This is a genomic window from Paraburkholderia sp. CNPSo 3281 (assembly GCF_024206515.1).
Classification (GTDB): Bacteria; Pseudomonadota; Gammaproteobacteria; order Burkholderiales; family Burkholderiaceae; genus Paraburkholderia; species Paraburkholderia nodosa.
Genome location: NZ_JAMBPS010000078.1, coordinates 1 through 24,081 on the forward strand (window position 1 = coordinate 1; position 24,081 = coordinate 24,081).

21 protein-coding genes and 4 pseudogenes are annotated in these 24,081 nt (G+C 65.3%); 8 read left to right on the forward strand and 17 right to left on the reverse strand.

From position 1 onward, the window contains the following. The 8 genes from M3I56_RS37050 to M3I56_RS37085 form a co-directional block, all read right to left on the reverse strand. Window positions 1–154 (reverse strand): helix-turn-helix domain-containing protein (locus tag M3I56_RS37050; protein WP_254358207.1); only part of this gene is annotated, 154 nt, incomplete at its 3' end. Between the two features lie 183 nt (window positions 155–337). Further along, window positions 338–1,039 carry an ABC transporter ATP-binding protein gene (locus tag M3I56_RS37055; RefSeq protein ID WP_254341874.1) on the reverse strand — a complete coding sequence of 234 codons (702 nt, stop codon included), beginning with the start codon at window positions 1,037–1,039 and terminating at the stop codon, window positions 338–340. Continuing rightward, complete coding sequence (locus tag M3I56_RS37060; RefSeq protein WP_254358185.1) at window positions 1,032–1,772, reverse strand: ABC transporter ATP-binding protein; 741 nt, start codon at window positions 1,770–1,772, stop codon at window positions 1,032–1,034. The genes M3I56_RS37055 and M3I56_RS37060 overlap by 8 nt, the downstream gene beginning before the upstream one ends. Continuing rightward, window positions 1,759–2,748: a branched-chain amino acid ABC transporter permease gene (locus M3I56_RS37065; protein WP_254358186.1), complete on the reverse strand. Its 990-nt coding sequence runs from the start codon at window positions 2,746–2,748 to the stop codon at window positions 1,759–1,761. Before M3I56_RS37065 ends, M3I56_RS37060 begins: the two co-directional genes overlap by 14 nt. Window positions 2,749–2,753: 5 nt before the next feature. Further along, complete coding sequence (locus M3I56_RS37070) at window positions 2,754–3,626, reverse strand: branched-chain amino acid ABC transporter permease (RefSeq protein WP_254358187.1); 873 nt, start codon at window positions 3,624–3,626, stop codon at window positions 2,754–2,756. 28 nt (window positions 3,627–3,654) lie between these two features. Then, window positions 3,655–4,866: an ABC transporter substrate-binding protein gene (locus tag M3I56_RS37075; protein ID WP_254358189.1), complete on the reverse strand. Its 1,212-nt coding sequence runs from the start codon at window positions 4,864–4,866 to the stop codon at window positions 3,655–3,657. An 85-nt stretch (window positions 4,867–4,951) separates the two neighbouring features. After that, complete coding sequence (locus tag M3I56_RS37080) at window positions 4,952–6,181, reverse strand: ABC transporter substrate-binding protein (RefSeq protein WP_254358191.1); 1,230 nt, start codon at window positions 6,179–6,181, stop codon at window positions 4,952–4,954. A gap of 313 nt (window positions 6,182–6,494) precedes the next feature. Beyond that, window positions 6,495–7,910, reverse strand: coding sequence for a DNA-binding protein (locus M3I56_RS37085; protein WP_254358192.1), 1,416 nt, complete (start codon window positions 7,908–7,910; stop codon window positions 6,495–6,497). Between the two features lie 229 nt (window positions 7,911–8,139). Between M3I56_RS37085 and M3I56_RS37090 the strand changes: the two are divergent. After that, window positions 8,140–8,454, forward strand: a pseudogene (locus M3I56_RS37090) (acyl-CoA dehydrogenase family protein); the annotation flags it as partial. A gap of 126 nt (window positions 8,455–8,580) precedes the next feature. On the opposite strand, the pseudogene M3I56_RS37100 reads toward M3I56_RS37090, so the two are convergent. After that, a pseudogene (locus M3I56_RS37100) lies at window positions 8,581–10,011 on the reverse strand (diaminopropionate ammonia-lyase); the annotation flags it as partial. Between the two features lie 80 nt (window positions 10,012–10,091). Between M3I56_RS37100 and M3I56_RS37105 the strand changes: the two are divergent. Continuing rightward, a pseudogene (locus M3I56_RS37105) lies at window positions 10,092–10,349 on the forward strand (Lrp/AsnC family transcriptional regulator); the annotation flags it as partial. 33 nt (window positions 10,350–10,382) lie between these two features. Beyond that, window positions 10,383–11,144: an aldolase gene (locus tag M3I56_RS37110; RefSeq protein ID WP_254358209.1), complete on the forward strand. Its 762-nt coding sequence runs from the start codon at window positions 10,383–10,385 to the stop codon at window positions 11,142–11,144. A 13-nt stretch (window positions 11,145–11,157) separates the two neighbouring features. On the opposite strand, the gene M3I56_RS37115 is transcribed toward M3I56_RS37110, so the two are convergent. From M3I56_RS37115 to M3I56_RS37125, 3 genes are read right to left on the reverse strand one after another with little or no spacing between them, the layout of a single operon-like run. Then, entirely contained in the window at window positions 11,158–11,922 is a 765-nt protein-coding gene (locus tag M3I56_RS37115; RefSeq protein ID WP_254358193.1) for a crotonase/enoyl-CoA hydratase family protein, read from the reverse strand. A 12-nt stretch (window positions 11,923–11,934) separates the two neighbouring features. Then, window positions 11,935–12,714 (reverse strand): SDR family NAD(P)-dependent oxidoreductase, encoded by a 780-nt coding sequence (locus tag M3I56_RS37120; RefSeq protein ID WP_028208365.1) that lies wholly within the window; start codon window positions 12,712–12,714, stop codon window positions 11,935–11,937. A 34-nt stretch (window positions 12,715–12,748) separates the two neighbouring features. Continuing rightward, on the reverse strand, window positions 12,749–13,942 hold the full coding sequence (locus tag M3I56_RS37125) for a thiolase family protein (protein ID WP_254358194.1): 1,194 nt from the start codon (window positions 13,940–13,942) through the stop codon (window positions 12,749–12,751). A gap of 339 nt (window positions 13,943–14,281) precedes the next feature. Here M3I56_RS37125 and M3I56_RS37130 point away from each other — a divergent pair, with 339 nt between their 5' ends. From M3I56_RS37130 to M3I56_RS37145, 4 genes are read left to right on the forward strand one after another with little or no spacing between them, the layout of a single operon-like run. Beyond that, on the forward strand, window positions 14,282–15,130 hold the full coding sequence (locus M3I56_RS37130) for an IclR family transcriptional regulator (RefSeq protein WP_254358195.1): 849 nt from the start codon (window positions 14,282–14,284) through the stop codon (window positions 15,128–15,130). Then, on the forward strand, window positions 15,109–16,656 hold the full coding sequence (locus M3I56_RS37135) for an AMP-binding protein (RefSeq protein ID WP_254358196.1): 1,548 nt from the start codon (window positions 15,109–15,111) through the stop codon (window positions 16,654–16,656). The genes M3I56_RS37130 and M3I56_RS37135 overlap by 22 nt, the downstream gene beginning before the upstream one ends. Window positions 16,657–16,697: 41 nt before the next feature. Further along, complete coding sequence (locus M3I56_RS37140) at window positions 16,698–17,828, forward strand: acyl-CoA dehydrogenase family protein (RefSeq protein WP_254358197.1); 1,131 nt, start codon at window positions 16,698–16,700, stop codon at window positions 17,826–17,828. Window positions 17,829–17,872: 44 nt separating this feature from the next. Further along, on the forward strand, window positions 17,873–18,895 hold the full coding sequence (locus tag M3I56_RS37145; RefSeq protein ID WP_254358199.1) for a CaiB/BaiF CoA-transferase family protein: 1,023 nt from the start codon (window positions 17,873–17,875) through the stop codon (window positions 18,893–18,895). Here M3I56_RS37145 and M3I56_RS37150 read toward each other — a convergent pair. Together M3I56_RS37150 and M3I56_RS37155 are read right to left on the reverse strand one after the other, a co-directional pair. Further along, window positions 18,892–21,003, reverse strand: coding sequence for a bifunctional diguanylate cyclase/phosphodiesterase (locus tag M3I56_RS37150; RefSeq protein ID WP_254358200.1), 2,112 nt, complete (start codon window positions 21,001–21,003; stop codon window positions 18,892–18,894). The two genes, M3I56_RS37145 and M3I56_RS37150, sit on opposite strands and share 4 nt — an antisense overlap. A 52-nt stretch (window positions 21,004–21,055) precedes the next feature. Then, window positions 21,056–21,817: a methyl-accepting chemotaxis protein gene (locus tag M3I56_RS37155; RefSeq protein WP_309249210.1), complete on the reverse strand. Its 762-nt coding sequence runs from the start codon at window positions 21,815–21,817 to the stop codon at window positions 21,056–21,058. Between the two features lie 128 nt (window positions 21,818–21,945). Here M3I56_RS37155 and M3I56_RS37160 point away from each other — a divergent pair, with 128 nt between their 5' ends. Continuing rightward, window positions 21,946–22,116, forward strand: coding sequence for a hypothetical protein (locus tag M3I56_RS37160; RefSeq protein ID WP_254358202.1), 171 nt, complete (start codon window positions 21,946–21,948; stop codon window positions 22,114–22,116). Between the two features lie 860 nt (window positions 22,117–22,976). On the opposite strand, the gene M3I56_RS37165 is transcribed toward M3I56_RS37160, so the two are convergent. The 3 genes and pseudogenes from M3I56_RS37165 to M3I56_RS37175 form a co-directional block, all read right to left on the reverse strand. Further along, complete coding sequence (locus tag M3I56_RS37165; RefSeq protein ID WP_254358204.1) at window positions 22,977–23,243, reverse strand: hypothetical protein; 267 nt, start codon at window positions 23,241–23,243, stop codon at window positions 22,977–22,979. A 4-nt stretch (window positions 23,244–23,247) separates the two neighbouring features. Further along, window positions 23,248–23,859 (reverse strand): T6SS immunity protein Tli4 family protein, encoded by a 612-nt coding sequence (locus M3I56_RS37170; RefSeq protein WP_254358206.1) that lies wholly within the window; start codon window positions 23,857–23,859, stop codon window positions 23,248–23,250. A gap of 42 nt (window positions 23,860–23,901) precedes the next feature. After that, window positions 23,902–24,081, reverse strand: a pseudogene (locus tag M3I56_RS37175) (IS256 family transposase); the annotation flags it as partial.

The window sequence follows — 24,081 nt, forward strand, 5'->3', positions numbered from 1 at the left end:
GGCCTTCGTCGCGATGGCGTTCAAGCCATTTGTAGCCGGTCTGGCGGCTGATGTTGAAACGCCGGCACAGCTCACTGAAGGGCAGGCTCTGTGCGGCTGCCAGACTGACGAATTCCTGTCTGAGGCTCATGGTGTCTTTTACATTCCAGGGCATGGATGGATTCGGGCGTTGGGTTGCCCAAAAGTGTCAACCATGTCCCCATACACCTGTCAATCATGTCTCCGGTCTGTACACCGCTGCAAAGAAAGTAGGTGCCGCCCCGCACAGGGGCAACGCCTGCATACCGACGCGAAAACAAGGAAACGCGAAAACAGCCAGGAACCACAACAAAAAAAGCTAACGCGCGAAATACATATCGTGAAGCTCATCCACATTCACATCCTTAGCGCGCGCAGCAAAGGTAACCTTCCCGCCCTGCATGAGATAAACCTGATCAGCGAGCCGCAACGCCATATTGGTATTCTGCTCCACCAGCACGATAGTGCGCCCCGCCCCCTTGAGCCGATCGAGAATCGCGAACACCTCCTGCACCATCACAGGCGCAAGCCCAAGCGAAGGCTCATCGATCAGCATGAGCTGCGGCGAGGACATGAGCCCGCGGCCCAGCGCCAGCATCTGCGCCTGCCCACCGGATAGCGTGCCCGCAGGCAGCGCGCGACGCTCCTTGAGCAGCGGAAACAGCGCGTAGACCTCCTCGAGCTGCGATTTCGCCCCAGCGCGCCGCGTTTTCGCAAACGCGCCCAGCATCAGGTTCTCCTCGATCGACATGTCGCGGAAGATCATGCGCCCTTCGGGCACCATCGCAATACCGCGCTGCGCCATGTCCCAGGTGGGCACGCCCGCGAGCGGCGCGCCGTCGAAGGTGATCTGGCCGCGCTCCAGCGGCACGAGCCCCATGATCGCGCGCAGCAGCGTGGTCTTGCCCGCGCCGTTCGGACCCACGATGGTCGTGACCTCGCCGCTCGCGATATTGAGCGAAACGTCCCATAACACGTTGATCGCGCCATAGCCGGCGCGGGCGCTGCTGACCTCAAGCATGGGCCGCCTCCCCCGTATAGCTGCGCACGACTTCGGGATCGCGGAACACTTCGGCAGGCGGCCCATCGGCGATCAGCTTGCCGAAGTTGAGCACGCACACGCGCCTGCACAGGTTCATCACGGTCTCGATATCGTGCTCGATGATCAGGATGCCTACGTTGTATCGCTCGTGCACCGCCAGCAGCGTTTGCATGAAGCGGCGCTTGGTGGCCGTCTCGAGGCCCCCCAGCACTTCGTCGAGCAACAGCAGCTTCGGCCCCGTCGCGAGCGCCTTCGCCACCTCCAGTGCCTTGAGTTCGGTGAGCGCGAGTTCCGTGGCCGCGTCGCGCTGCGCCTTGCCTTCGAGTCCCAGGAACGCGAGGATTTCGTCGATGCGCGCCTCGTCCACTCGCCCCGTGCCGAAGCGTTGCGCGACGATCAGGTTCTCGCGCACCGTGAGTTCGTGCATGGGCTGCGGCACCTGGAACGTGCGCCCGATGCCAAGGCGCGCGCGCCGGTAGAGCGGTGCTTTCAACAGATCCACGTCGCCGAAACGGATCGTGCCGCTCGTGGGCCGCACGAGCCCTGAAATCGCGTTGAAAAACGTCGTCTTGCCCGCGCCGTTCGGGCCGACCAGCCCCACCACGTCGCGCGTGCCGAGCGAGAGCGATACACCGTTGACCGCCGTGATGCCGCCGAAGCGGATCGACACGTCCTGCAGGCGCAGTTCCGCCGGCTGTTCAGCTTGCTGCATAGACACCTCGCCGGGTACGTTTGAAGCGCAGCGCGGTCAGACCCGCGGGGCTCACGATGATCATCGCCACGAGCAGGATGCCCAACACGATCTGGTGCCCCGTCGGCAGCAGGCTCTTGAGCACGAGCTGATCGACCAGATAGACCGTCACCGCGCCCACCAGCGGCCCGAGTATGGTGCGATAGCCGCCGCAGATCGCCGCAATGATCGGCACGACGGCCCAGCTCGCGTTGAACGCGTAATCGGGTTCGAGAAAGTTGATGTAGTGCGCGTTGAAGGCGCCCACCAGCCCCGTCATCAGCGCCGAAAGCATCAGCATGGCGAGCTTGAGCATCACGCTGTTCACGCCCACCACGCGCGTGGCGTCCTCCGACTCGTGCATCGCCCGCAGCGCGAGTCCCACATGGCTGCCGCGCAGCCGCGCATAGATCGCGGCGAACACGAGCACGAGCGTGAGCACGACGAGATAGCCGCCGCTCTTGCTGCCGAAGTCGAAGCCCGCGACCTTCGGCAGCCCCGGAATGCTGGAAAGGCCGCTCGCGCCGCCCGTGAGATCGGACCATTCGGTCGCGATGATGCGGAAGATCTGCGCATACGCGAGGATGGCGAGCGCGAAGTACGGCCCCTTCAGGCGCAGTGCGGGCGCCATGGCGAGCGAGGCGATTGCCGCTCCCACACCGCCCGCGAGCATCGCGGGAAACACGGGCCAGCCGGCCTTGAGCGTCAGCAGCGCGGAGATATACGAACCCACGCCGAAAAACGCCGCGTGTCCAAAGCTCACCATGCCGCCGAGGTTGCCGAGCAGCGCCCACGCGAGCGCCACGCCCGCGATCGTGAGCGAGGCGACCGCCAGGCTCATCAGATACAGGTTCTGCCCGAACACGAGCGGCACGCCCGCATACAGCACGGCCAGCGCCACGGCGAGCCCCGCCAGGCGCGGGCCGGACCAGGCCGTTGTGGTTTTCAATGTCGACATCGATCTCATCCCCTTCGTTTCGCCACACCGAACAAACCGTTCGGCAGCACGTAGAGCACGAGCAGAAACAGCAGCATGCCCGCGAGTTCCTGCAACGCCGAACTGGCGAGCGTAACGGTGAGCGCTTCGGTAATGCCGAGCAGCATCGCGCCCGCCAGCACGCCCGGAATCGAGCCCACGCCCGCGAGCACGGTGATGATGAACGCCTTGACGGTCAGCGCTTCGCCAACGGAAGGCTGGATCGCGCTCGACGCGTAGATCGACACGCCTGCGCACGAAGCGAGCAGCCCCGCCACAATGAACGAGATCAGTTCGGTCTTGCGCGGGTCGATACCCATCAGGCGCGCCGCATCGCGGTTGCTGGAGATCGCGCGCACGGCGCGGCCATACCACGAACGCGAGAGCCACCACCAGAGTGCGAGCATCAGCACGACGCTGATACCGAACGAGAGCACTTCGCTGCGCATGGAAAGCAGGTTGCCGAGCATCACGCTGTCCTGTAGCCATGCGCTGCCGGTCGAGTGCACGTCGGCGCCCCAGCCCAGCAGCACGGCGTTGGTCAGCACGATGCCGATGCCGTAGGTCAGGATCAGCGAGTTCAGTTCACGGTCGCGTTTGATGCGGCTAACCAGATACCACGCGGCGGCGGCGGCCGCGCAGACCACGGGAATCGCCACCGGAATCGCGAACACGGGATTGAGGCCGAGCTTCGTCTCAAACGTGTAGGCGATATAGGCGGCAAGCAGCACCAGCTCGCCGTGGGCAAGATTGATGATGCGCATCGAGCCGAACACCAGTGCGAGCCCCAGCGCGACGAGCGCGTAAGCGCCGCCCACGAGCACGCCCGAATATAGCGATTGCAGCAACAGGTCCGTCATCGAGGCTCCTCCTTCGTTGCGCGCGCAATTACCACGGCAGCGCGGGGTAGTTCAACTTGCCCGTGGCGCGCTCCTTCGGCCACACGAGCACGATGCGGTTGCCCTGGATCTGCGCCATGTTGTTCAGGAACGCGGGGTTGTCGCCGTTCGGCGCGAAGCTCACCTTGCCGATCAGCGTGTCGTGCGGCTTCGCGCGCAGTTCGGCGGCAATGCCGTCCTGCTTGAGCGTGCCCGCGTCGGCAGCGCGCGCCATGGCGTCGAACAACAGCCGCGACTGCACGTAGGCGAATTCGGCCAGGTAGTCGGGTTCCTTGTGATAGGCAGCCTGGTACGCCTGCACGAAAGCTTTGCCGTCGGCCGTGCCGAAGTCCGCGGGGTACGGCAGCATCGCGCAGCCGATCACGTTGTTCACGAGATCGGGATAGTCGGTGGTCATCTTCGGCGTGACGATGGACCAAGCGCCCATCACGGCTTTCAGTTGCGGGCGCAGCACCTTGGCGGCGCGCAGAATGCCGATATAGTCGTTCTCGTACGCGATCATCAGCAGAACTTCAGGTTTGTCCTGCAAGCGCACCTTGTTCACGAGCGGCTTGAAGTCCGTCATCGCCGGGTCGAACGCATGCACCGTCACCGTCACGCCCTGCGCGTGCAGTTGCGTCGAGACTTCGTTGCTGAGGTCGGTGGTAGCCTGCTTCGTCGAGGCGAGAATCGAAACCGACTTCACGCCCATGGCGTTCAACTGCCCCACCACGGCCTTCGAGTAGCCCGATGCGGGCCCGATGCGGAAAAAGTGCTTGAGGCCGCGCGTGGTCATCGCGCTGTCCACGGCCCCCGAGGTGATATAGACGATGCCCGCCTTGTCGGCCGCTTCCGAAGCCGGGCTCACCGAATTGGAGCCGTAGCCACCCGTTATGGCGAGCACGCCTTGCGATGCCAGTTTCTCCACCGCCGAAACGGCCTTGGCGGGCTGCGCCTCGTCGTCGACAACGGTGAGCGCGACCTTGTGCTTGCCGCTGCCATTGTTGAAGAGATCGGCAGCGAGCCGGATGCCTTCGAGTTGCGCGTTGCCGGCCCGCGCCATCGAACCGGTGAGCGGCAACTCCACGCCCACGGGCAGCGTGTCGGCAAAAGCGGCGGGCGTATGGGCGAGCAGCGCGCAGGCGCTTGCGGCGCCCGCGCCGATGCGAAAGAGTGCGCGCACGAGGGCGCGCGGCTTGCTGCGAGTCGCGAAGCGGACCATCGAACCTCCAAACCTGGGTGTCGGGAATAGGAAGCGGCGCCGTTCACATGCGGCGCTCGCCCTGTTTCGTTCTTCTATGTTTTTGTTACCACGGCACGCCCGGATACACCGGTTTCGCCGTTGCGTAGTTCGCGGGCCAGACGAGCGCGAGCTTGCCGTCGTGCGCGAACTGGCCCATGTGCGCCACGTAGTTCGCGTTGTCGCCGCGAGCGTCGAACGCCACTTTGCCAATGAACGTGTCGTCGCGCCGGGTGGCGCGCAGCGTGTCGGCCAGACCGCCCTTGTCGAGCGTGCCCGCTTTCTGCGCGTTCGCGATCGCGTCGAAGAGCAGTTGCGCGTAGACGAACGACGTCTGCGACTGATAGTTCGAGCCGGTCTTGAAAAGCCGCTGGTACGTATCGGAGAAGTCGCGCTGGTCCGCCGAGCGGTAGTCAGCCGGCGAGGAGAGCACGGTCGCGCCATACACGTTCGGCACGAGGTCGGGGAACGACTGCGCCATCTTCGGGCTCGCGAACGCCCATGGCGCCGCAATCGCCTTCAGGTCGGGCTTGAGCACGCGCGAGGCGCGCAGAATGCCCACGTAGTCGTTCTCATAGCCGAGCATCGCCATGGCGTCGGGCTTGTCCTGCAGCTTGACCTTGTTGATGAGCGGCTTGAAGTCGCTGATCGAAGGATCGTAGGCATGCAGGAAGGTCTTTGCGCCCTGCGCCTTGAGCGCCGTGTCGAGCTGCCTCGCAAGGTCGCTCGTTGCGTCCTTCGTCGAGTAGACGATGGCCACCGACTTCACGCCCAGCGAGTTGAAGAGGCCCACCATGCCCTTCGTGTAGCCGGGCGTGTTGCTCACGCGAAAGAAGTTCTTCAGGCCGCGCGTGACCATGTCATCGCTCGTGCCGCCCGAGGTCACATAGACGAGCCCCGCCTTGCTCGCGGCTTCCGACGCCGGGCCGGCGCAGTTCGAATTGGCCGCGCCCGCAATCGCGACCACGTGCTGCGAGGCGAGCTGCTCGACTGCGGCAACGGCCTTGGCCGGGTTCGATTCGTCGTCGACGGCCACCAGCGTGATCTTGTCCTGCGGATGACGCCGGTTGTAGATGTCGGCCGCCACCTGAATGCCGCGGTACATTTCGGTGCCCGCCTGCGCAAGCGCGCCGGTGAGCGGGAGTTCCACGCCCACGCGCCACTCCATGGCGTGCGCGAACGACGGCGCGAGTGCGATGGCCAGCGCCGCCGCCAGCGCGCCGCGCAGGTTCGCCGGTGCGGGCCGTCCGCGTCGCGGTTTGCCGATGCCCACGTGCTGCGTCCTGGGTCCCGTCATGTCTCCTCCTTTGCCTTTGGGGGCTTTTGTGTGCTTTGGAGTGTGCTGCGCGGCGGCCGCCTGATTTGCTTGTGCGCGCCACTGGACAGGTGCCAGTGTGGTTCAGGCGCGCAAAGCCAACAATTCGTTTTCGGGAAAGCGGGCGTTCGGCTGGCTGGAAGTCGGCATTTGTCCCAATGCCTGCGCGTGTGCAGCCTGCGGATCCATCAAGGGGGGGCGAAAAAAAACCGCTGCACTCGGGCAGCGGTCATGGAGAAACGGCCCGGCGCATCGCATTCGCGATGCGCCATCAAACGGACGGTCTATGGCGCGCTCAGGCCGGCGCGTTTTCGGTGCTCAGCTTCGTCACCATGCCGGTCTTGGCGTCGTAGGAATAGCCCTGCTGCTCGAGATGGGCGCTGACCGCTTCGACGACCACTTGCTGCTGGGACTCCTTGCGCAGCAGTTCATGCTCCGGCACGACCTGGCCCAGCTCGGCGGCGAGGCGGCGGCTCAGCGAGGCTTCGCCGGCGCTGCGGGCAAGACCCACGATCGCCTTTTCGTTGGCCTGGGCCAGTTGCTGCTTCAGTCCGTTCGCGTACTCGGACCAGCGCTTGATGTTCTCGCGCGCATCGGCAATCGCGGCGGCATGCTTGGCCGTATCGCTGGCAAGCTGGGCCTTCAGCGCTTCGACTTCTTCGGGATCGGCGGCCGCAGGCTGCGCCTCGGCTGCGCCCTCGCCGACTTCGCTCGACACCGCGGCCTTGGCGAATTCGCCCAGTTCGGCGAGTTCGGTCGCGCGCTGCTGCGCGGCGTCGGCGCGCTCCTGCGCCTCGGTCAAGCTCGCCGAGAGACGCTCGATTTCGGAGGCGTCGGCCGTGCGCTCGTCGCTCAGGCTGGCGAGCTGCTGCTGGGCATTCCGCAGTTCGGTGGCGGCGGCATCGCGCTCGGCCTGGGCACCGGCGACCTGGTCGCGCTGGGCCGCGTGCGCTTCCTGCTCGGCCTGCAGCGCCGCGCGAATCGCTTCGAGTTCGCCTTCGAGCTTCGCAACCGCTTCCGCATGCGCCGCTTCCAGCGCGGCGCGCTCAGCTCCGTCGCTTTCGGTCGAGGCTGCCGGCCCGGCCTGCTCGCTCGCCGCTTGCGCTTCGGCAGCCTGGCTCGCGTGCGCTTCGCGCTCGGCGGCCAGTTCGGCGACCGCGCGCTCCAGTTCTGCCTCGAGGGACGAAACGCGCTCGGCCAGTTCCTCGGCGCGCTTTTCCGCTGCGTCGGCGCGCTCAATCGCGCTCGCGATGTCTTCCTCCAGACCCGACCCGGCATCGGCCTTGGTCTCGTAGGCGCGCGTCATCTTGTCCAGCTGGACTTGCAGGGCGTCGAGTTCCTGGACCGTGGTCTGCAGCTCTTCGAGCGCGTTGTCGCGTTCATTGCACGCGTCCTCGACGCGCTCGCGCATCGACTGCAGGCGGCGCGCCACGGCGCGCTCGGCCTCGTCCTGCGCCGACGTCCACAGACGGTCGAGCGCGTCGCGCATCGTATCCGTCACGGTTTCCGGCAACGCAGGGCGTTCCACGACTTGCTGCACGCGCGGCGCGCGCTCCTCGCGCCACTTGCGCAGGGAGGCAGCCACCGCGACCACCGAGCCGGTATGAACTTCGGACCAGATGGCCATGGGAGAAACCTTCTGGCCCTCGTCGGCCATCCGTTCCGCGATTTCAGCAACCAGGTCGTCCGTGATCGTAATGCTGCTTGACATATCTGCCTCGAGAAAGTGCGAGCCCACCCCGCGTTTCTAGAGATTGTCGGGCAACCACCTTCCGGTTAATCGCTCGAAAAGCCGGGTTTAAGGGGAGGTGTTCACAGGATTGGGGCGCCAGGGGTGGGTGGCTTCAAACGGGTGCCGGACCCCGGGATGATGTCGCCACGGCGTGCGCAGCGCTGCGCAACCGTGCGTGGCGTGGGCGAGCTGGGCGCGCTCGCCCACGGCCGCGACGTTGGCGGGCGGCATGCAACGCGTGTTCGACATGACGCTCGCCTACGTGAACGACCGTCAGCAGTTTGGCCGCTCGCTCGGCAAGTTTCAGGCCGTGCAGTAGCAGTTGAGCGTCATGGCCGAGCACGTTGCCGCCACGCGCGTCGCGGCGGCCATTGCGAAGGCGCGCGCGAGCCGCGCCGCGCCGCTGGTGGCGAACGGCGCACACGCGTTAGTGGGCGCAATGGGCATCACCGCCGGGTTCGACCTGCAACTCTACACGAGACGGTTGCACGCGCAACGTCTTCAATATGGATCGGAGTCGTTCTAGGACGATGTGGTCGGCACACACGCCATCGATCATTGGAGCAATGTAGCCGCGGGGGTCATCGGCATTTACGACGCGCTCGACGAGGCTGCGGCGGTCGGAACCTAATCGCGCGCCACGCGGGCATCACGCCGTGCCGACGCGCTCGAGGGCCACGTCCAGCACCACGTTCGCGCCGTCGATGAGCTGATCGTCGTCCGTGTGCTCGCGCGGATTGTGGCTAATGCCGCCGCGGCTCGGCAGGAAGATCATCGCGGCCGGCGCGATACGCGCAACCATCTGGGCGTCATGGCCCGCGCCCGAGGTCACGCGCCGGTTCGAGAAACCCCTGCGTTCGGCGGGGGCTTCGATAGTGCGTGCGAGCGGGCGCGCGATTTCCGCGAAGTAGCGTGCGCCGGTCATCAGGATATCGTCGTTGAAATCGTAGCTGGCGTTGTGCAGCGGAATCCCGCCGCGCTCCGGCGCGTCGCCGTTGCCGATGAAGATGAAATTGCCGGGCACGACCTGCAGGAACGCACCGAAATCCTCGGAGATCATCATCGGCTGCACGTTGGCGTCCACGGCGGCGTCTCCCGCCACGTTGCGAGCGGCGTTCACCGCCACATCGACGAACTGCTCCGAATTCACGGTCGGCGCGAACTCGTGCGTGTACTCGAAGCTGCATTCTGCGCCGTGCGTCTGGCAAATGCCGACGCTGACTTCCCGCATGCGGGTTTCGAGCAGCGCTTGCACTGCCTTCGAATAGCTGCGCGTGTCGCCCTTGATGATCACGTTCGACGGAATCACATTGCGAATGCCGTCGGTGATGAATTCCGTGCAGGAGATCACGGCTTGCAGGCTCAGGTCGAGATTGCGCGACACGATGGTTTGCAGCGCGAGCACGATTTACGCCGCGATGACGATAGGATCGGCGCCCATGTGCGGACGCGCCGCGTCTTCGTCGTCGATCAGCATGAAGTTGTCGACACACGGCTCAAGTATCTGCCACGCGAGCGGCGAGGTCTCCCCGCACGCAAGGCCCGCCATCACGGAATCGACCGAATCCGTGGCTCTCGCTGCGCGGCCCGCGATGGCGCTTTGATACAGGCAGTCGGCCTGGCGCGGTTCGACCACGATGAAGCGCGGGCGCGCGGCGCCTTGATGCTCCCACAGGTAGCTGGCTACACCGGCCGCGAGACCGCCCACCCCGCCCTGCAGAAACACGTGCGTCCACGCATCGCCGGACTGTTCGATGACTTCCGCCGCGATGGTGCCGTAGCCTTGCATGACGTCGCGCGGGATCGCCTTGTAGCCGTCATAGGAGGTATCGGAAACGACGTGCCAGCCGTTCGTCTTCGCGAGTTGCGCCGTATGCTCGACCGATTCGTCATAGTTGCCCGCGATGCGAACGATACGCGCGCCGTACGCGGCGATCGCCGCTTCGCGCTCGGCGCTGACGTTCGCATGCAGAACGATGACGCAGTGGCAGCCAATGGATTGCGCGGCTGCCGCGAGCGCCTTGCCGTGGTTGCCATCGGTCGCGCTGATAACGCTGAGGTTCGCGACCATCTCGCCGTATGTTTCGCAGCCCCCGCGAAAAAGTCTCATAATGCGGTCACGTCACGCAAAAAAATATCGACTTTCAGGCTCCAGCGTAAATGGCGACACATCTCGACTCCTTCGACCGCAAACTCCTGATGGAAGTCCAGCGCGACGCCCAGATTCCCCAAAACGAACTCGGCGCGCGCGTGAACCTTTCCACGGCAGCGGTGAACCGGCGTTTGCGCCGTCTCGCCGACGAAGGCGTGCATCCATTAGCCATACGAACAAGCTCGACGCCATGAAGCGCACCTTTGAGCGCTGCCCCACAGATTCAGCAGTGCTACTACGTCGCGGGCGAGTGGGATTTCGTGCTAACGCGGTCATCTGAAAAACAGGAGCCACGACCCATGAGCAATGCAGTGCATCATGCCGGAGCCGTTGAAAGCGACGAGTTGTTCCACCACCCGGAAGTCGCGACGCTGCGCGCAGATCTAGCGCTCGCGCTGCGTGCCGCCGCGCATTTCGGGCTGGGTGAGGGCGTATGCAATCACTTCAGCGTTGCGCTTCCCGGCGAAGACGGCGTGTTTCTGCTGAACCCGCGCGGCCTGATGTGGAGCGAGGTGATGGCGGACGATATCGTCATCGTCGATACACAGGGGCGCGTGATGGCAGGCCGCCATGCCGTCGAACCGACGGCGATGTTCATTCACGCCGCCATCCACGGGATCGCAAAGAAGGCCTGTGTGCTGCATACCCACATGCCCTACGCCACCGCCCTCACGCTCACGGAGGACTGCGGTCTCGATACGACCTTGTCGCAGAACGCCATGCGCTACCACGGCCGCGTCGCGCTGGACCGCGAATACAACGGGCTCGCGCTCGGCCCCGAGGAAGGCGAGCGCATTGCGCATGCGCTCGGCGGCAAGGATATCGGCTTCCTCGGCAACCACGGCGTGGTGGTGTGCGGCCAGCGCATCGACTACGCGTTCGACGACCTCTATTACCTGGAACGCGCATGCGCCGCACAGGTGCTTGCGGGCTCCACAGGGCGCGTGTTGCGGCCGGTGGCGACCGATCTCGCGCAGCGCGTGGCCGACCAGATTCAGGGCGAGCGATTGCAGTCGGAGCTGTTCTTCGCGGCCCTGCGAAGAACACTCACACACGCTTGACGAAAGGGGCGCACTACTTCCCCTGCCACACCGCCCGGCGCTTCTCCGCAAACGCCGCCGAGCCCTCTCGCGCGTCGGCGGAAGCGAACACGGGGTCGGTGATCTCGCGCTGACGCGCTAACATTTCCGCGCTGGACCAGTCGCGCGACTCGCGCATCACGCGCTTGCTCGCGGCCACGGCGAGCGGCCCGTTTGCCGCGATCTTCTGCGCGAGTTCGAGCGCGCCCGCCAGCGCTTCGCCCGGCGCGGTGAGACGGTTGACGAGGCCGAACTCGAACGCCCGTTGCGCGCCGAACATGTCGCCCGTCAGCACGAGTTCCATGGCGATGCGCTCCGGCAACTGCTGTTGCAGACGCAACAATCCGCCAGCCGCAGCGCATAGCCCGCGCTTCACTTCGGGCAGACCGAACTGCGCGTTGTTCGCGGCCACGACGAGATCGCTCGCCAGCACGACTTCGAATCCGCCAGCGAGCGCGTAGCCTTCGACCGCCGCAATGAGCGGCTTGCGCGGCGGCGCTTCAGTGAGCCCGGCAAAGCCGCGGCCCGGCAGGCTCGGCCGTTCGCCTTTGAGAAAGCCCTTCAGGTCCATGCCCGCGCAAAACGTACCGCCCGCGCCCGTGATGATGGCGAGCCGCAGGTCGTCGCGCTGTTCCAGTTCGTCCAGCGCGGCGGCTATCGCTTCGGCCACTGCCTTCGTGCAGGCGTTGCGCGCCTCGGGACGGTTGATCGTGAGGATCTGGATGCCGTCGCGGGTCTCGATCAGCAATTCGTCGCTCATGGTCGGCCTCGCTCAGCGCGGCTGCATGCGAATCGCGCCGTCAAGGCGGATGGTCTCGCCGTTGAGCATCGGATTCTCGAGAATGTGCAGCGCGAGCGCGGCGAACTCGTCGGCTTCACCGAGTCGCGGCGGAAACGGCACCATGCGGCCGAGCGATTCGCGAATCTCCTCGGGCAGGCGCGCGAGCAGCGGCGTGTCGAACAGGCCAGGCGCGATCGTACACACACGAATGCCCTTGCTCGCAAGGTCGCGCGCGGCCACGAGCGTCATGCCCACCACGCCCGCCTTCGACGACGCATACGGCACCTGCCCGATCTGCCCTTCGTACGCGGCCACCGACGCGGTGAGCACGCAAGCGCCGCGCTCGCCTCCGGCATCGGGCTCGTTGCGCGCCATCGCCGCCGCCGCGAGGCGCAGCGCGTTGAAGGTGCCGAAGAGATTCACGCGCACCACGTTCTCGTAGGCTTCGAGCGAGCCCGGCGAACCGTCCTTCTCGATCAGGCGCACCGCACCGCCACGGCCCGCGCAATGCACGAGCGAGCGCAGCGTGCCGCGCTTCGTGGCCGCCTCGAACACGGCGTTCATGTCGTCGGCGCTCGTCACGTCGGCGGGCACGAAGCTCGCGTGCGCGCCGAGTTCATCGGCCACGGCCGCGCCGCGTGAGCTGGCGAGGTCGGCGATCACGACCTGTGCGCCTTTTGCCAGCAGCCGCTTCGCGCTCGCGAGGCCCAGCCCCGAAGCGCCGCCCGTCACCACCGCCACCGTGCCGGCGAATTTGTTCTGTTCGTCCATGTGTCGTTTCTCCTTCGTTGTTCGTGGTCGCGCTTTAGAGGCGTTCGATGAGCGTCGCGTTGGCCATGCCGCCCGCCTCGCACATCGTCTGCAGGCCGTAGCGGCCGCCGCTCACTTCGAGCGAATTGAGCATCGTGGTCATGAGGCGCGCGCCCGAGGCGCCGAGCGGGTGCCCGAGCGCGATCGCGCCGCCTGCCGGGTTCAGCCGCGCCGCGTCCGCGCCCAGCGCCTTCTGCCAGGCGAGCGGCACGGCGGCAAATGCCTCGTTCACTTCGAAGTGCGAAATATCGTCGATGGTGAGGCCGCGTTTCTTCAGCAGACGTTGCGTGGCGGGAATGGGTGCGGTCAGCATCATCAGCGGATCGTCGCCGCAGACGTCGACCGACACAATGCGCGCACGCGGCTTCAATCCCAACTGCGCCGCTTTCTGCTCGCTCATGATGAGCAACGCCGAGGCGCCATCGGCGATTTGCGAGGCGTTGCCCGCCGTCACGTTCCAGCGGATGCCAGGAAAGCGCGCCTCCAGTTCCGCGCTCTCGAACGAAGGCGCGAGGCCCGCGAGTCGTTCGACGGTCGTGCCGGCGCGGATGGTTTCATCGAGTTCCACGCGACGCACGCCTTCGGGGCCTGACACATCGATCGGCACGATCTCGCGCGCGAACTGGCCCGCGGCGCGCGCGGCATCGGCGCGACGGTGCGACTGCGCCGAGTACGCGTCGAGCGCCTCGCGCGTGAGCGCCCACTTCTGCGCCACGAGATCGGCGCTCACGCCCTGCCCGACCATGCCTTCGGGATAGCGCGCGTGGTACAGCGCCCCATACGGATCGCGGCCGATGCGCGACGAGCCCATCGGCACGCGGCTCATCGACTCGACGCCACCGGCCACGACGATCTCGTTGACGCCCGCCATGATCGCCTGCGCGGCGAAATGGATCGCCTGCTGGCTCGACCCGCACTTGCGCTCGATGGTGGTGGACGGCACGTGCTGCGCAAAGCCCGCCGCGAGCCACGCGAGGCGGCCCGGCGTGGAGGCCTGCTCGCCCACCTGGCTCACGCAGCCGATCATCACGTCGTCCACGCTGCCGGGGTCGAGGTCGTTGCGCACGATCAGTTGCTGAAGGACCTGCGAGAGCAGATCCACAGGATGCAGGTCGACGAAGGCGCCGCCCGCCTTGGTCCGGCCCATCGGGCTGCGCACTGCGTCGACGATTACCGCGCTGTTGGTCATGGTTCTCTCAACGGTTTGAAGTGACATGAAAAATGAAACGATTGACTCAAAATACACCCCGCGGACCAGCTATTTCAATAGTGGTTAACATATTTTGGTACATCTGGATCATTTTCATTGATTTCTCGCTCGCGATCCGCAACACTGTTTGTACAGTTTGAGCCCGAGAGTTCGAAAAAGGAGACAGAAACACGCGGCGAAGAGCGGCGGAGTCGCGAAGGCGAAAAAATGAGCCAGGCGTCTTAAAAATTGTTGCGGCGTGCAGCAGAAAGCTAGAATCCGGGGTTTGCCGCGCGCCGCACTGGCGCGGCGCGCCCTTAGCCCGACGAAGGACCCGAAATGAACGATCAGGCCAACTCCCGCACCGACGATGCCGCCGACTCGCAGCTCGTGAGCGCGCTTGCGCGCGGCATCCGGATCCTGCAGTGCTTTTCGATGGGAGACGCGGAGCTTTCGGCGCGCGATCTGGTCGAGCGCACGGGGCTGCCCAAGCCCACGGCGCTGCGGCTCATCAACACGCTCGCGGAGTTCGGCCTGCTGCGCTATTCGGAGCGCATTTCGAAGTATGTGCTCGGCACGGAGATGCTGAGCCTCGCCGCCCCGGCGCTCGGCCGCATGACGATCCGGCAGATCGCGCGGCCGATGATGCAGGAGCTGGCCGACTACTGCCATGGCCAGGTGACGCTCGCGGTGGGCTACCGCCTGAACATGGCGTACGCCGAAGTGATTCAGGGCGAAGGCAGCGCGGTGTACCGCTCGGAAACGGGCACGCGGCTCTCGCTTTCGCGCACGGCGTCGGGCCGCGCGTATCTGTGGACCGTGCCGGGCGCGGAGCGCGAGCAGTACTTGCAGGAAACGCTCGCGCGCGATCCCGCAAAGGGCGAGTTGCTCGCGCAGCGCCTCGCGCTTGCGCAGCAGGAGTTGCGTGCGCACGGCTGCACGCTCTCGCACGGCGACATGCAGCGCGAGATCCATTCGGTGGCGATTCCGTTGTCCGCCCCGATCGACGACGAGTATTGGGTTTTTAGCTGTTCGATTGCAGTTTTCAACATCAGCGGCAACCAGCTGACCGACGACATCGCCCCCCGGCTGATGTCGCTTGTCAGGCGCGTGGAGGCAGCGCTCGGCAGCATGACTGGGGCCGCGCATGACATGGAGACGAGACCGTGGAGCGTGTCCGCGAACTAGCTGTAGCAGCACCCACGCGGGAAGCCCTGTGCTTCCCCGCACTCAACCAGATCATCACCTACAAGGAGCTGGACGAACGCGCGGAGCGCATCGCGCGCTGGCTCCTCGGCCTCGGCCTGCAACCCGGCGACGGCGTCGCGCTGCTGTTCGAGAACCACCCCGCGCTCGCCGTCATCGCCATCGGCGCCGAACGCGCCGGCCTCTATTACACCCCCATCAGCATCCAGTTGAAAACACGCGAGGCCGCGCACGTCCTCGAGGACTGCGGCGCGCGCGTGCTGATCGTTTCGCAGGCCATGCACGAACTCGCCGCCACGCTCGTGGCGGAAGGCGCCGCACAGGGCGTCGCCTGTTTCGTGGCTGGCGCGGGTGAAACGCTGCCCGGCTTCGCTTCGTTCGAAGCGGCACTCGCCGGGGTCGATGCGAGCGCGCCGCTGCCGCCGCTTCCGCGCGGACGCGACTTCCTCTATTCATCGGGCACGACCGGCCTGCCCAAAGGCATCCGCAAGCCGCTCGTGCCGTTCGAGCAGCGCGATGCCGACGGCACCGAAACCGCAGCATGGCGCAAGACGTTCGGCTTCAACGCCGATTCCGTCTACCTGAGCACCGCGCCGCTCTACCACGCCGCGCCGCTGCGCTACCTCATGCGCATGCTGCACACGGGCGGCCGCGCCATCGTGCTGCAGAAGTTCGACGCCGAGGCCGCGCTCGACGCGATCGCGCGCTACCGTGTCACGCACAGCCAGTGGGTGCCGACGATGTTCATCCGCCTCCTGAATCTGCCCGCGACCACGCGCACACAATACGACGTGAGCAGCCTGCGCGTGGCGATCCACGCCGCGGCGCCCTGTCCGCCGCACATCAAGGAGCAGATGATCGCGTGGTTCGGTCCGGTGATCTACGAGTACTACGCGGGCTCGGAAAGCGTGGGCCTCACGGCGATCGACTCCGACGAATGGCTCGCGCATCGCGGCTCGGTGGGGCGCTCGAAATACGGACAGATCCATATCGTCGATGATGAGGATCACGAACTGCCTGTGGGCGAGATTGGCCGCGTGTTTTTTGAAGGCGGTCCCGCTTTCGAGTACCACAACGATCCGGTGAAGACGCGCAGCGTCTACAACCGCCACGGCTGGGCGACCTACGGCGACATCGGCCATGTCGATGCAGATGGCTATCTGTATCTGAGCGACCGGCGCGTGGACCTCATCATCAGCGGCGGCGTGAACGTGTATCCGCAGGAGATTGAGAACGTGCTCGCCGAGCATCCCGCCGTGGCCGATGCCGCCGTGATCGGCGTGCCTCACGGCGAGTTCGGCGAGGCCGTGAAAGCGGTCGTGCAGCCGCGCGAGCGCGACGCCGCGAGCCCGCAACTCGCCGAGGACCTGATTGCCTTCTGCCGCGAGCGCCTTTCGCCTATCAAGGTGCCGCGCTCGGTCGAATTCGAGGAAGCGCTGCCGCGCCACGACAACGGCAAGCTGCTACGGCGCATTCTCAAGGAACGCTACCGGCAGCCCGCGGCTTGATACGGATAACGAAATAGCACGAGACACTGAAGACAACCCCAATGCGCACTGTATTCCGTGACGATCACGAGATTTTCCGCGAACAGGCCCGGCGCTTTATCAAGCGCGAAATCGTGCCGTTCCATCATCAGTGGGAAAAAGACGGCATCGTGCCGAAGTCGGTATGGCGGCGAGCGGGCGAGGAAGGGCTGCTGTGCTGCACGATTCCCGAAGAGTACGGCGGTGGCGGCGGCGACTTCGGCCACGCGGCCATCATGATCGAGGAGCTCGCGCGCGTGAATGCGAGCGGCATCGGCTTTCCGCTGCATTCGGACATCGTCGCACCTTATATCTTCGCGTACGGCAGCGAGGCGCAAAAGCGCGAGTGGCTGCCGAAGCTCGCGCGCGGCGAGCATATCGGCGCCATCGCCATGACCGAGCCGGGCACCGGCAGCGATCTCAAGTCGGTGCGCACCACCGCGCGCAAAGATGGAGACCACTACGTCATCAACGGCCAGAAGACCTTCATCACGAACGGACAGAATGCGAGCCTCGTGGTGGTGGTGTGCAAGACCGCGCCCGAACTGGGCGGCAAGGGCGTTTCGCTGATCGTGGTCGAAGAAGGCACGCCTGGCTTCAGCAAGGGCCGCAAGCTCGACAAGATCGGCCTGCGCGCGCAAGACACGTCCGAGCTTTTCTTCGAGGACGTGCGCGTGCCCGTCACGCAGCGGCTTGGCGAAGAGAACCAGGGCTTCTCGTATCTCATGCGCGAACTGGCGCAAGAGCGGCTCGTGATCGCGGTGCGCGCTGCTGCGTCGATCGAGGGCATGCTCGAGCGCACGATCCGCTATACGCGTGATCGCAAGGTGTTCGGCCAGGCCATCTTCGATTTCCAGAATGCGCGCTTCAAGCTCGCGCATGCGCGCGCGAAGGCGGAGATGGTGCGCATCTACGTCGATCACTGCATTGCGCGGCACCTGCGGCGTGAGCTTTCGCCCGTGGACGCCGCCATGGCGAAGCTCAACGCCACCGAACTGCAGAACCAGTTGCTCGACGAATTCCTGCAGTTGCACGGCGGCTACGGCTACATGTCCGAGTACGTGGTGGGCACCGCGTGGGTGGACGCGCGTGTGATGCGCATCTACGGCGGCACCGACGAGATCATGAAGGAAATCATCGCGCGCACGCTGTGAAGGCGCGTTAATCGACTCACCAGGAAGCAGGCAGGAACGCACACATGATCAAGCCTTTGGAAGGCGTTACCGTCGTGGAATTCGCGGGGCTTGGCCCGGCGCCGTTCTGCGGCATGCTGCTCGCGCAAATGGGCGCACGCGTGATCTGCATCGGCCGCGAGGGCGCGGGCGCGCCGTCCGGACCGCTTGCGCGCGGGCGCGAATACGTTGCGCTCGACCTCAAGAGCCGCGACGACCTTGCACGCGCACTCGATCTGATCGCGAGCGCCGATGCGTTGATCGAAGGCTTTCGCCCAGGCGTGATGGAGCGGCTCGGCCTCGGCCCGCAAGTGTGCCGCGCGCGGCGCGCCTCGCTCGTCTACGGACGCATGACCGGCTGGGGGCAAACGGGGCCGCTCGCGCACACGGCGGGCCACGATATCAACTTCATCGCGATCTCGGGTGCGTTGCATGCGGTGGGTCTCGCGGGCGGCGAGCCTGTAGTGCCGCTCAATCTGGTCGGCGACTTCGGCGGGGGCGGCATGCTGCTCGCGTTCGGCGTGGTGGCCGCAATTCTGCGCGCGCGTTCGACAGGCGAAGGCTGCGTGGTCGACGCCGCGATGACCGACGGCGCGGCCATGCTGATGAGCATGATGTACGGCTTCTACGCGGCGGGGCACTGGCAGGACGAGCGCGGCACGAATCTGCTCGACGGCGGCGCGCCTTTCTATCGCACGTATCGTTGCGCGGACAACCGCTATATCGCCGTGGGCTGCATCGAGCCGCAGTTCTACGCGGCGTTCATGAAAGGGATTGGCGCCGAAGACCTGCTCGAACTGCCACAGCGCGACCGTGCGCATTGGCCGCGCGTGCAGGAACGCATCGCCCAGGCGGTCGCCATGCGCACGCGCGACGAATGGACCACTGTGTTCGAGGGCAGCGATGCGTGCGTCACGCCCGTGCTGAGTCTTGCGGAAGCACCGCTCGATGCGCACAACACGGCGCGCGGCGCGTTCGCACAGAGCGGCGGCGCGTGGCAGCCGCAGTGCGCGCCGCGCTTCGTGGACTACGGTGGCGAGGGCGTTTAACCTCGCACCGCGCCCAGCGCTTCTTTATCGTCGGCGAGCAACGAGAGCTGCCCGCTCGCCACAAGATGGCTAAGCGGCGCCGGGCGGCCGAGCAGGAAGCCCTGCACTTCGTCGCAGCCTTCGTCTGCGAGCAGCGTGAGCTGCGCCTCGGTTTCGATGCCTTCGGCCAGCACCGGAATGCCGAGGCTCTTGCCGAGCGCGAGCACCGCGCGAATGATCGCGGTGGCCTGGCGGCTCGACTCGGCCTCGCTGATGAAAGACTGGTCGAGCTTGATCTTGTCGAAGGGGAACGAGCGCAGCGTGTCGAGCGACGAGTAGCCGGTGCCGAAATCGTCCAGCGCGATGCTCACGCCAATCGCCTTGATTCGCTGCAGCACGTCGAGCGAGCGCTCGCGGTCCGCGAAAATGGTCGTCTCGGTGAGTTCCAGTTCCAGCCGCTCGGGCGCGAGGCCGGTCTCGACCAGCACGGTCTCGACGAGCTTCGGCAGATCCGCGTGCGAGAACTGCACGGGCGAGAGATTCACGGCCACCTTGTAAGGCGGCGACCACGAAACGGCACGCGTGCACGCCTCGCGCAGCACCCAGGCGCCAATGCCGAGAATGAGGCCATTCTCTTCGGCGAGCGGAATGAATTCGGCGGGCGAGATGAAGCCGAGCCGCGGATGCTCCCAGCGCAGCAGCGCTTCATAGCCGCAAATTTCGCCGCTCGCGATCGAGGTCTGCACCTGGTAGTGCACGCTCAACTGCCCGCGCGCGAGCGCCTCGCGCAAGTCGTGCGTGAGCGAGCGGCGCGCCCGCGCGATTTCGTCCATCGCCGGCTCGTAGAAGCACACCGACTGCGCGAGGTCCGCCTTCGCGCGGTACATGGCGAGGTCGGCGTTGTTGATGAGCACGGTCTTGGTGGTGGCGTCGTCCGGATAAATGGCGACGCCAAGGCTCGCGCCCGAGAGCACTTCGGCGTCGTCGTAGCGCACCGGCCGGTACAGCGCGGTTTCGAGACGCGAGAGCAGATCGCCGAGTTCCTCTCGCGAGGCGAAGCGCGTGAGCGCCACGAACTCGTCGCCGCCCACGCGCGCCACGAACTCGCCTTCGCGCATCAGGCTCGAAAGACGCCGCGCGAGAATGCGCAGCACTTCGTCGCCGGCATGATGGCCATGCAGGTCGTTGATTTCCTTGAAGCGGTTCAGGTCGATGCCGATGAGCGCGAGCTTGCGCGTGTCCTGCGTGCGCGCCAGTTCGGCGTCGATGCGTGCGTTGAAGCTCGCGCGATTGGGCAGGCCGGTGAGGATGTCGCTCATCGCCATCGTGCGCAAATGCTCGACGGATTCGGCGCGCACGCTGTCGTCGAGCAGAAAGCTCACGCAGCCCGCGCCCGCGATCACGAGCGCCATGCACGCCACGGCGAGCGCGAGCGCATGCAACGCGGCGGGATTCGAAAAGTGCCCGTTGATCGCCATCGGCACGACCTGGAACGCGGACATGCCGGTGAAGTGCAGCGCGGCAATGGCGAGGGCGAGCACGCCCGCCACGACGCGCGCGGACGCGTCGGCGCTTGCCCGCGCGCTGGCTGCGTTCTCCTGCGGGCGCCTCGCGGCCACGCCGGCGAGATGCAGCGCAAGCCCGCTGATCGAGACCGCAAACACGATCGACAAGGCGATCCCAATGCGATTCCAGATCACGATGCCTTCCACGCGATACGCGAGCATGCCCGCGTAATGCATGAGCGCGACCGCCAGCCCGACGATCGCGCCGCCCAGCGCGGGCGCCGCGCGCATGAGACGGTTCGCGGCCTGGCTCGTGGCGAGCAGAAATCCCGCGAAGCTGCCCACGAGCGCGATGAGCAGCGACGTGATGGTCAGCACGGGGTCGAAGGCGATCGGCACGCCCGGCTCGAAGCCGAGCATGGCGATGAAGTGCGTACACCAGATATCGGCGGCGGCCACGACGGCTGCGATGAACGACCAGCCCATGCGCTGCAGCGAACGCGTGGCGAACGCGCGCAGGACGAGCCGCGCCGCGACCCACGAGCCCGCGGCGCAGATCAGCAGCGCGACGACGACGAGCCACAGATTGTGCTTGTAGACGATGCAGCCCACCACGCTCATCATGGGAATATCTCCTTGTTCACCACTCGTTCACCCCGGGCGTCGCCCCACGTTATCACGACAACGCGACGAGGCCGAGCACCTCGCGCAGCTTCGCGCTCGTCGCGTGCAGCGACGACGACGCGGCGGCCGCTTCGTTCACCAAAGCGGCGTTGCGGCGCGTGGTGTCGTCCATCTGCGCGACCATGGCGTTGACCTGCTCGATGCCCTGCGCCTGCTCGTGGCTCGACGCCGCAATCTCGCCCATGATGTCGGCCGCGCGGCCAATGCTGCGCACCACACTTTCCATCGCTGCGCGCGCCTCGCCGGCGAGCTGCGTGCCTGCTCCGACTTCGTTCGCCGAGTTCTCCACGAGCTGCTGGATCTCGCGCGCGGCGGCCGAGGCGCGCTGCGCGAGGCTGCGCACTTCGCCGGCCACCACGGCAAAGCCGCGCCCCTGTTCGCCTGCGCGCGCGGCTTCCACGGCCGCGTTGAGCGCCAGAATGTTGGTCTGGAACGCGATGCCCTCGATGACATCAACGATCTCGAAGATGCGCTTGGCCGAGGCTTCGATAGCGCCCATCGTCGTGGTCATGCTATGCAGCGCGACGAGCGCGGCATTGGCGAGCGCGAGCACGACGCGGGAAAGCGCCGTGCCGCGCGCGCAGAAAAACACGAAGCTGCCGGCGCCGAGGAACAGCGCGGCGCCTACGAGCGCGAGCTGCGGTTCGTAATAGATGAAGCCGATCAGCACCGCCGCGATAGCGGAGAGAACGAGCGTGGAATACATCACCGCGTCGGCGGCGCGCGCGACGTCGTCGAGCGCGCGGATGGCCACGCGCGGTTGCGAGCCGGAAGGTCGAAGCGACTGCGCGCGACCCGGCGAATCTGCCAGCGTGAACGACACTTGGATGAGGAAAAAAAGTTGCAGGTGGGCGTTAATGCGGCGGCGGCTGGTGGACCTTGATGCGCCTGATTGAATTCGGCTGCAAAAAGGGCCGCCGTATGGCGTCGGCGCGACTCGTTGGCGGGCTCGGCAAGAAAATCGGGAGCCGCGCACGAGTTTACGGCAGCAAAAGGGGAAACTTCAGAAAACCTTTACAGGACAAGTATTTGCAAACGTTTGCCGCGTTTTGATCGCACTTCCCCCTTGTATTTGGCTCGAGCCCCAGTTATTTGAGCGTGTGAAATGTGTATTGACGACATGCAAGTTCCGGAAGGCGCGTCCGTCTTCGCCAAGTGATTTGATGATCGCCCGCTGACCGCGCGCTTCAGCCACTACCCGCACCACACGCCCTTCGTAGCGCATTAGCACACCGATCTTCGGGCAGGCCGCCTTCCGCCGACTGCGTCCTGTGCGACTCATAACTTCACGCCGGACTTGCGGACAGCTTTCACAGGGGCCGGCGGATTGCCAGGCCGCGCGTCGCGGAACCTGCCGTGCTGCACTACCCGGACCGGACGCGTTCCACCGCAGGAATTCGAGCTCCTGCGCCTGTGCAGCGTGGCTCGCCCGCATTGCATCAAATCGCCCGTCCAGCATAACCGTCTGATGGCGAAAGAGGAGCTCGCGTTTCTCTGCAGCCTGGTCCGACCATACCCATTGCCTGTTCCAGGTCGCCAGCGACTCGTCCGTGTCGACCATGCCCGGTAGCATCAACTGGACCTTCAACCCCAAGTCTGGTGGCAACGAACGTACCGCTTTCGCGACCGCGTCGGTCCCCTCGCTGAACGCCCGTGCGAGGACATACCGTCGGCGCTCGTCGTCGTTCCTGAACCGGATCCCATCCTTGGTTCTGTCCGGTGGCTCGAACCAACGCGCGTTGAGTGTCGGGCTTCAGAGCCGTCCGCGGTTCGAGCTTGACTGACCCGTCCAGCAATTTTCCAATCGCGTCTTCGCTCGCCTCACTGGCAAACCTCGTGGTCGCGGCAAGAACGCCGAGCGGGCGACTGGCCTGCGCAAACACGTCGGTCACATAGTTTTCACGGGCGTTGTTTCACACGATGGCGTCCAGCCGGCGGCCCTCGTAAACGCTGTAGCGCCGCAAGACCGCGAATGCGGCGACCTCGTACGGATAAACCGTCACGCAGGTCCAGAACCAGGGGGTCTGGGTTGGTTCGCCCTTTGGCCAGAGAAACAGCACGACGAAAGCGCCGACGATCACGATCAGGAAAAAGACAATCGTCCAGCGTAGACGCGATGGTGGGTTATCGGGTACAGGCTCCTCAGGGGGCAGGCTTGCGAAGTCAACTGGAATTGGCACTCCCTCAGAAACCGTTCGGCCGCGGACGAAGTGTGCGGGACACAATATCCCACACGGCGCCGGCTTCGCTCTCGCTCATGGACGCAGCCTTGATGCGATCCTGCATAAATGCATTTGGAGAGCCGGTGTTCATCTCGAGTGTGAGCAGCGGCGACTGGGCGTCGCTCGTCGTTGAATTCGCTTCAAGTAAGCACTTGGTCCCCTGAACGCCTAGATCCGTCTTGCCGGTAAGAAGCCACTCCTCCGCGTCAATGCCCTCTAATTTGACCGAGCCTTTGCGCACAGTCCTTCCCCCAATTGCGTTCAAATCACGGCTGATTTCGGCGCCGCGTTGCAATAGAGTATTGGACTCGCGAATACCTGAATCGCTGCCTATGCCGATACTCACATCCCGGTTATTGGGAAACACAAACTGTGTCCCGACATCTTCCTTGTCCGTTGCTTTTCCAGGAAGAAACGCACCCAAAAAGCAGATGCCGGGCTCTGCAGGTATATCGTCCTCGGAGCGCCAGCGCAGTCTTTTGACGAGGTCGAATATGAGTTGTGTTTTTTTTGGAACATCATTCTTTATTTTGATCTGCTGAACAATAGGAAGTGTCTGAATTTTTGTGTGCAAGGCAGATAAAAACCTGCCGTCTGGCAGGTCATCAATTGCATTCTACAAATGATTCCTGGTGAAGCGATCCTCGTAGAGGATCGCGAACTGGTTCATCGCGGCTTTCCAGTCATGTGCGGCACGGCTCCAGTCAGCCGTGATATTGCGCAAGGCCAGCCACAGCAGTTTGGTCGCGGCCTCGTCCGTGGGGAAGTGCCCACGCGTCTTGACGATCTTGCGTAG

Excerpts from the sequence above, each read along its gene's own strand:
- M3I56_RS37055 (WP_254341874.1), bottom strand. The coding sequence starts at position 1,039 with ATGCTTGAGGTCAGCAGCGCCCGCGCCGGCTATGGCGCGATCAACGTG.
- M3I56_RS37060 (WP_254358185.1), bottom strand. The coding sequence starts at position 1,772 with ATGCAGCAAGCTGAACAGCCGGCGGAACTGCGCCTGCAGGACGTGTCG.
- M3I56_RS37065 (WP_254358186.1), bottom strand. The coding sequence starts at position 2,748 with ATGTCGACATTGAAAACCACAACGGCCTGGTCCGGCCCGCGCCTGGCG.
- M3I56_RS37070 (WP_254358187.1), bottom strand. The coding sequence starts at position 3,626 with ATGACGGACCTGTTGCTGCAATCGCTATATTCGGGCGTGCTCGTGGGC.
- M3I56_RS37075 (WP_254358189.1), bottom strand. The coding sequence starts at position 4,866 with ATGGTCCGCTTCGCGACTCGCAGCAAGCCGCGCGCCCTCGTGCGCGCA.
- M3I56_RS37080 (WP_254358191.1), bottom strand. The coding sequence starts at position 6,181 with ATGACGGGACCCAGGACGCAGCACGTGGGCATCGGCAAACCGCGACGC.
- M3I56_RS37085 (WP_254358192.1), bottom strand. The coding sequence starts at position 7,910 with ATGTCAAGCAGCATTACGATCACGGACGACCTGGTTGCTGAAATCGCG.
- M3I56_RS37110 (WP_254358209.1), top strand. The coding sequence starts at position 10,383 with ATGAGCAATGCAGTGCATCATGCCGGAGCCGTTGAAAGCGACGAGTTG.
- M3I56_RS37115 (WP_254358193.1), bottom strand. The coding sequence starts at position 11,922 with ATGAGCGACGAATTGCTGATCGAGACCCGCGACGGCATCCAGATCCTC.
- M3I56_RS37120 (WP_028208365.1), bottom strand. The coding sequence starts at position 12,714 with ATGGACGAACAGAACAAATTCGCCGGCACGGTGGCGGTGGTGACGGGC.
- M3I56_RS37125 (WP_254358194.1), bottom strand. The coding sequence starts at position 13,942 with ATGACCAACAGCGCGGTAATCGTCGACGCAGTGCGCAGCCCGATGGGC.
- M3I56_RS37130 (WP_254358195.1), top strand. The coding sequence starts at position 14,282 with ATGAACGATCAGGCCAACTCCCGCACCGACGATGCCGCCGACTCGCAG.
- M3I56_RS37140 (WP_254358197.1), top strand. The coding sequence starts at position 16,698 with ATGCGCACTGTATTCCGTGACGATCACGAGATTTTCCGCGAACAGGCC.
- M3I56_RS37145 (WP_254358199.1), top strand. The coding sequence starts at position 17,873 with ATGATCAAGCCTTTGGAAGGCGTTACCGTCGTGGAATTCGCGGGGCTT.
- M3I56_RS37150 (WP_254358200.1), bottom strand. The coding sequence starts at position 21,003 with ATGATGAGCGTGGTGGGCTGCATCGTCTACAAGCACAATCTGTGGCTC.
- M3I56_RS37160 (WP_254358202.1), top strand. The coding sequence starts at position 21,946 with ATGCGCCTGATTGAATTCGGCTGCAAAAAGGGCCGCCGTATGGCGTCG.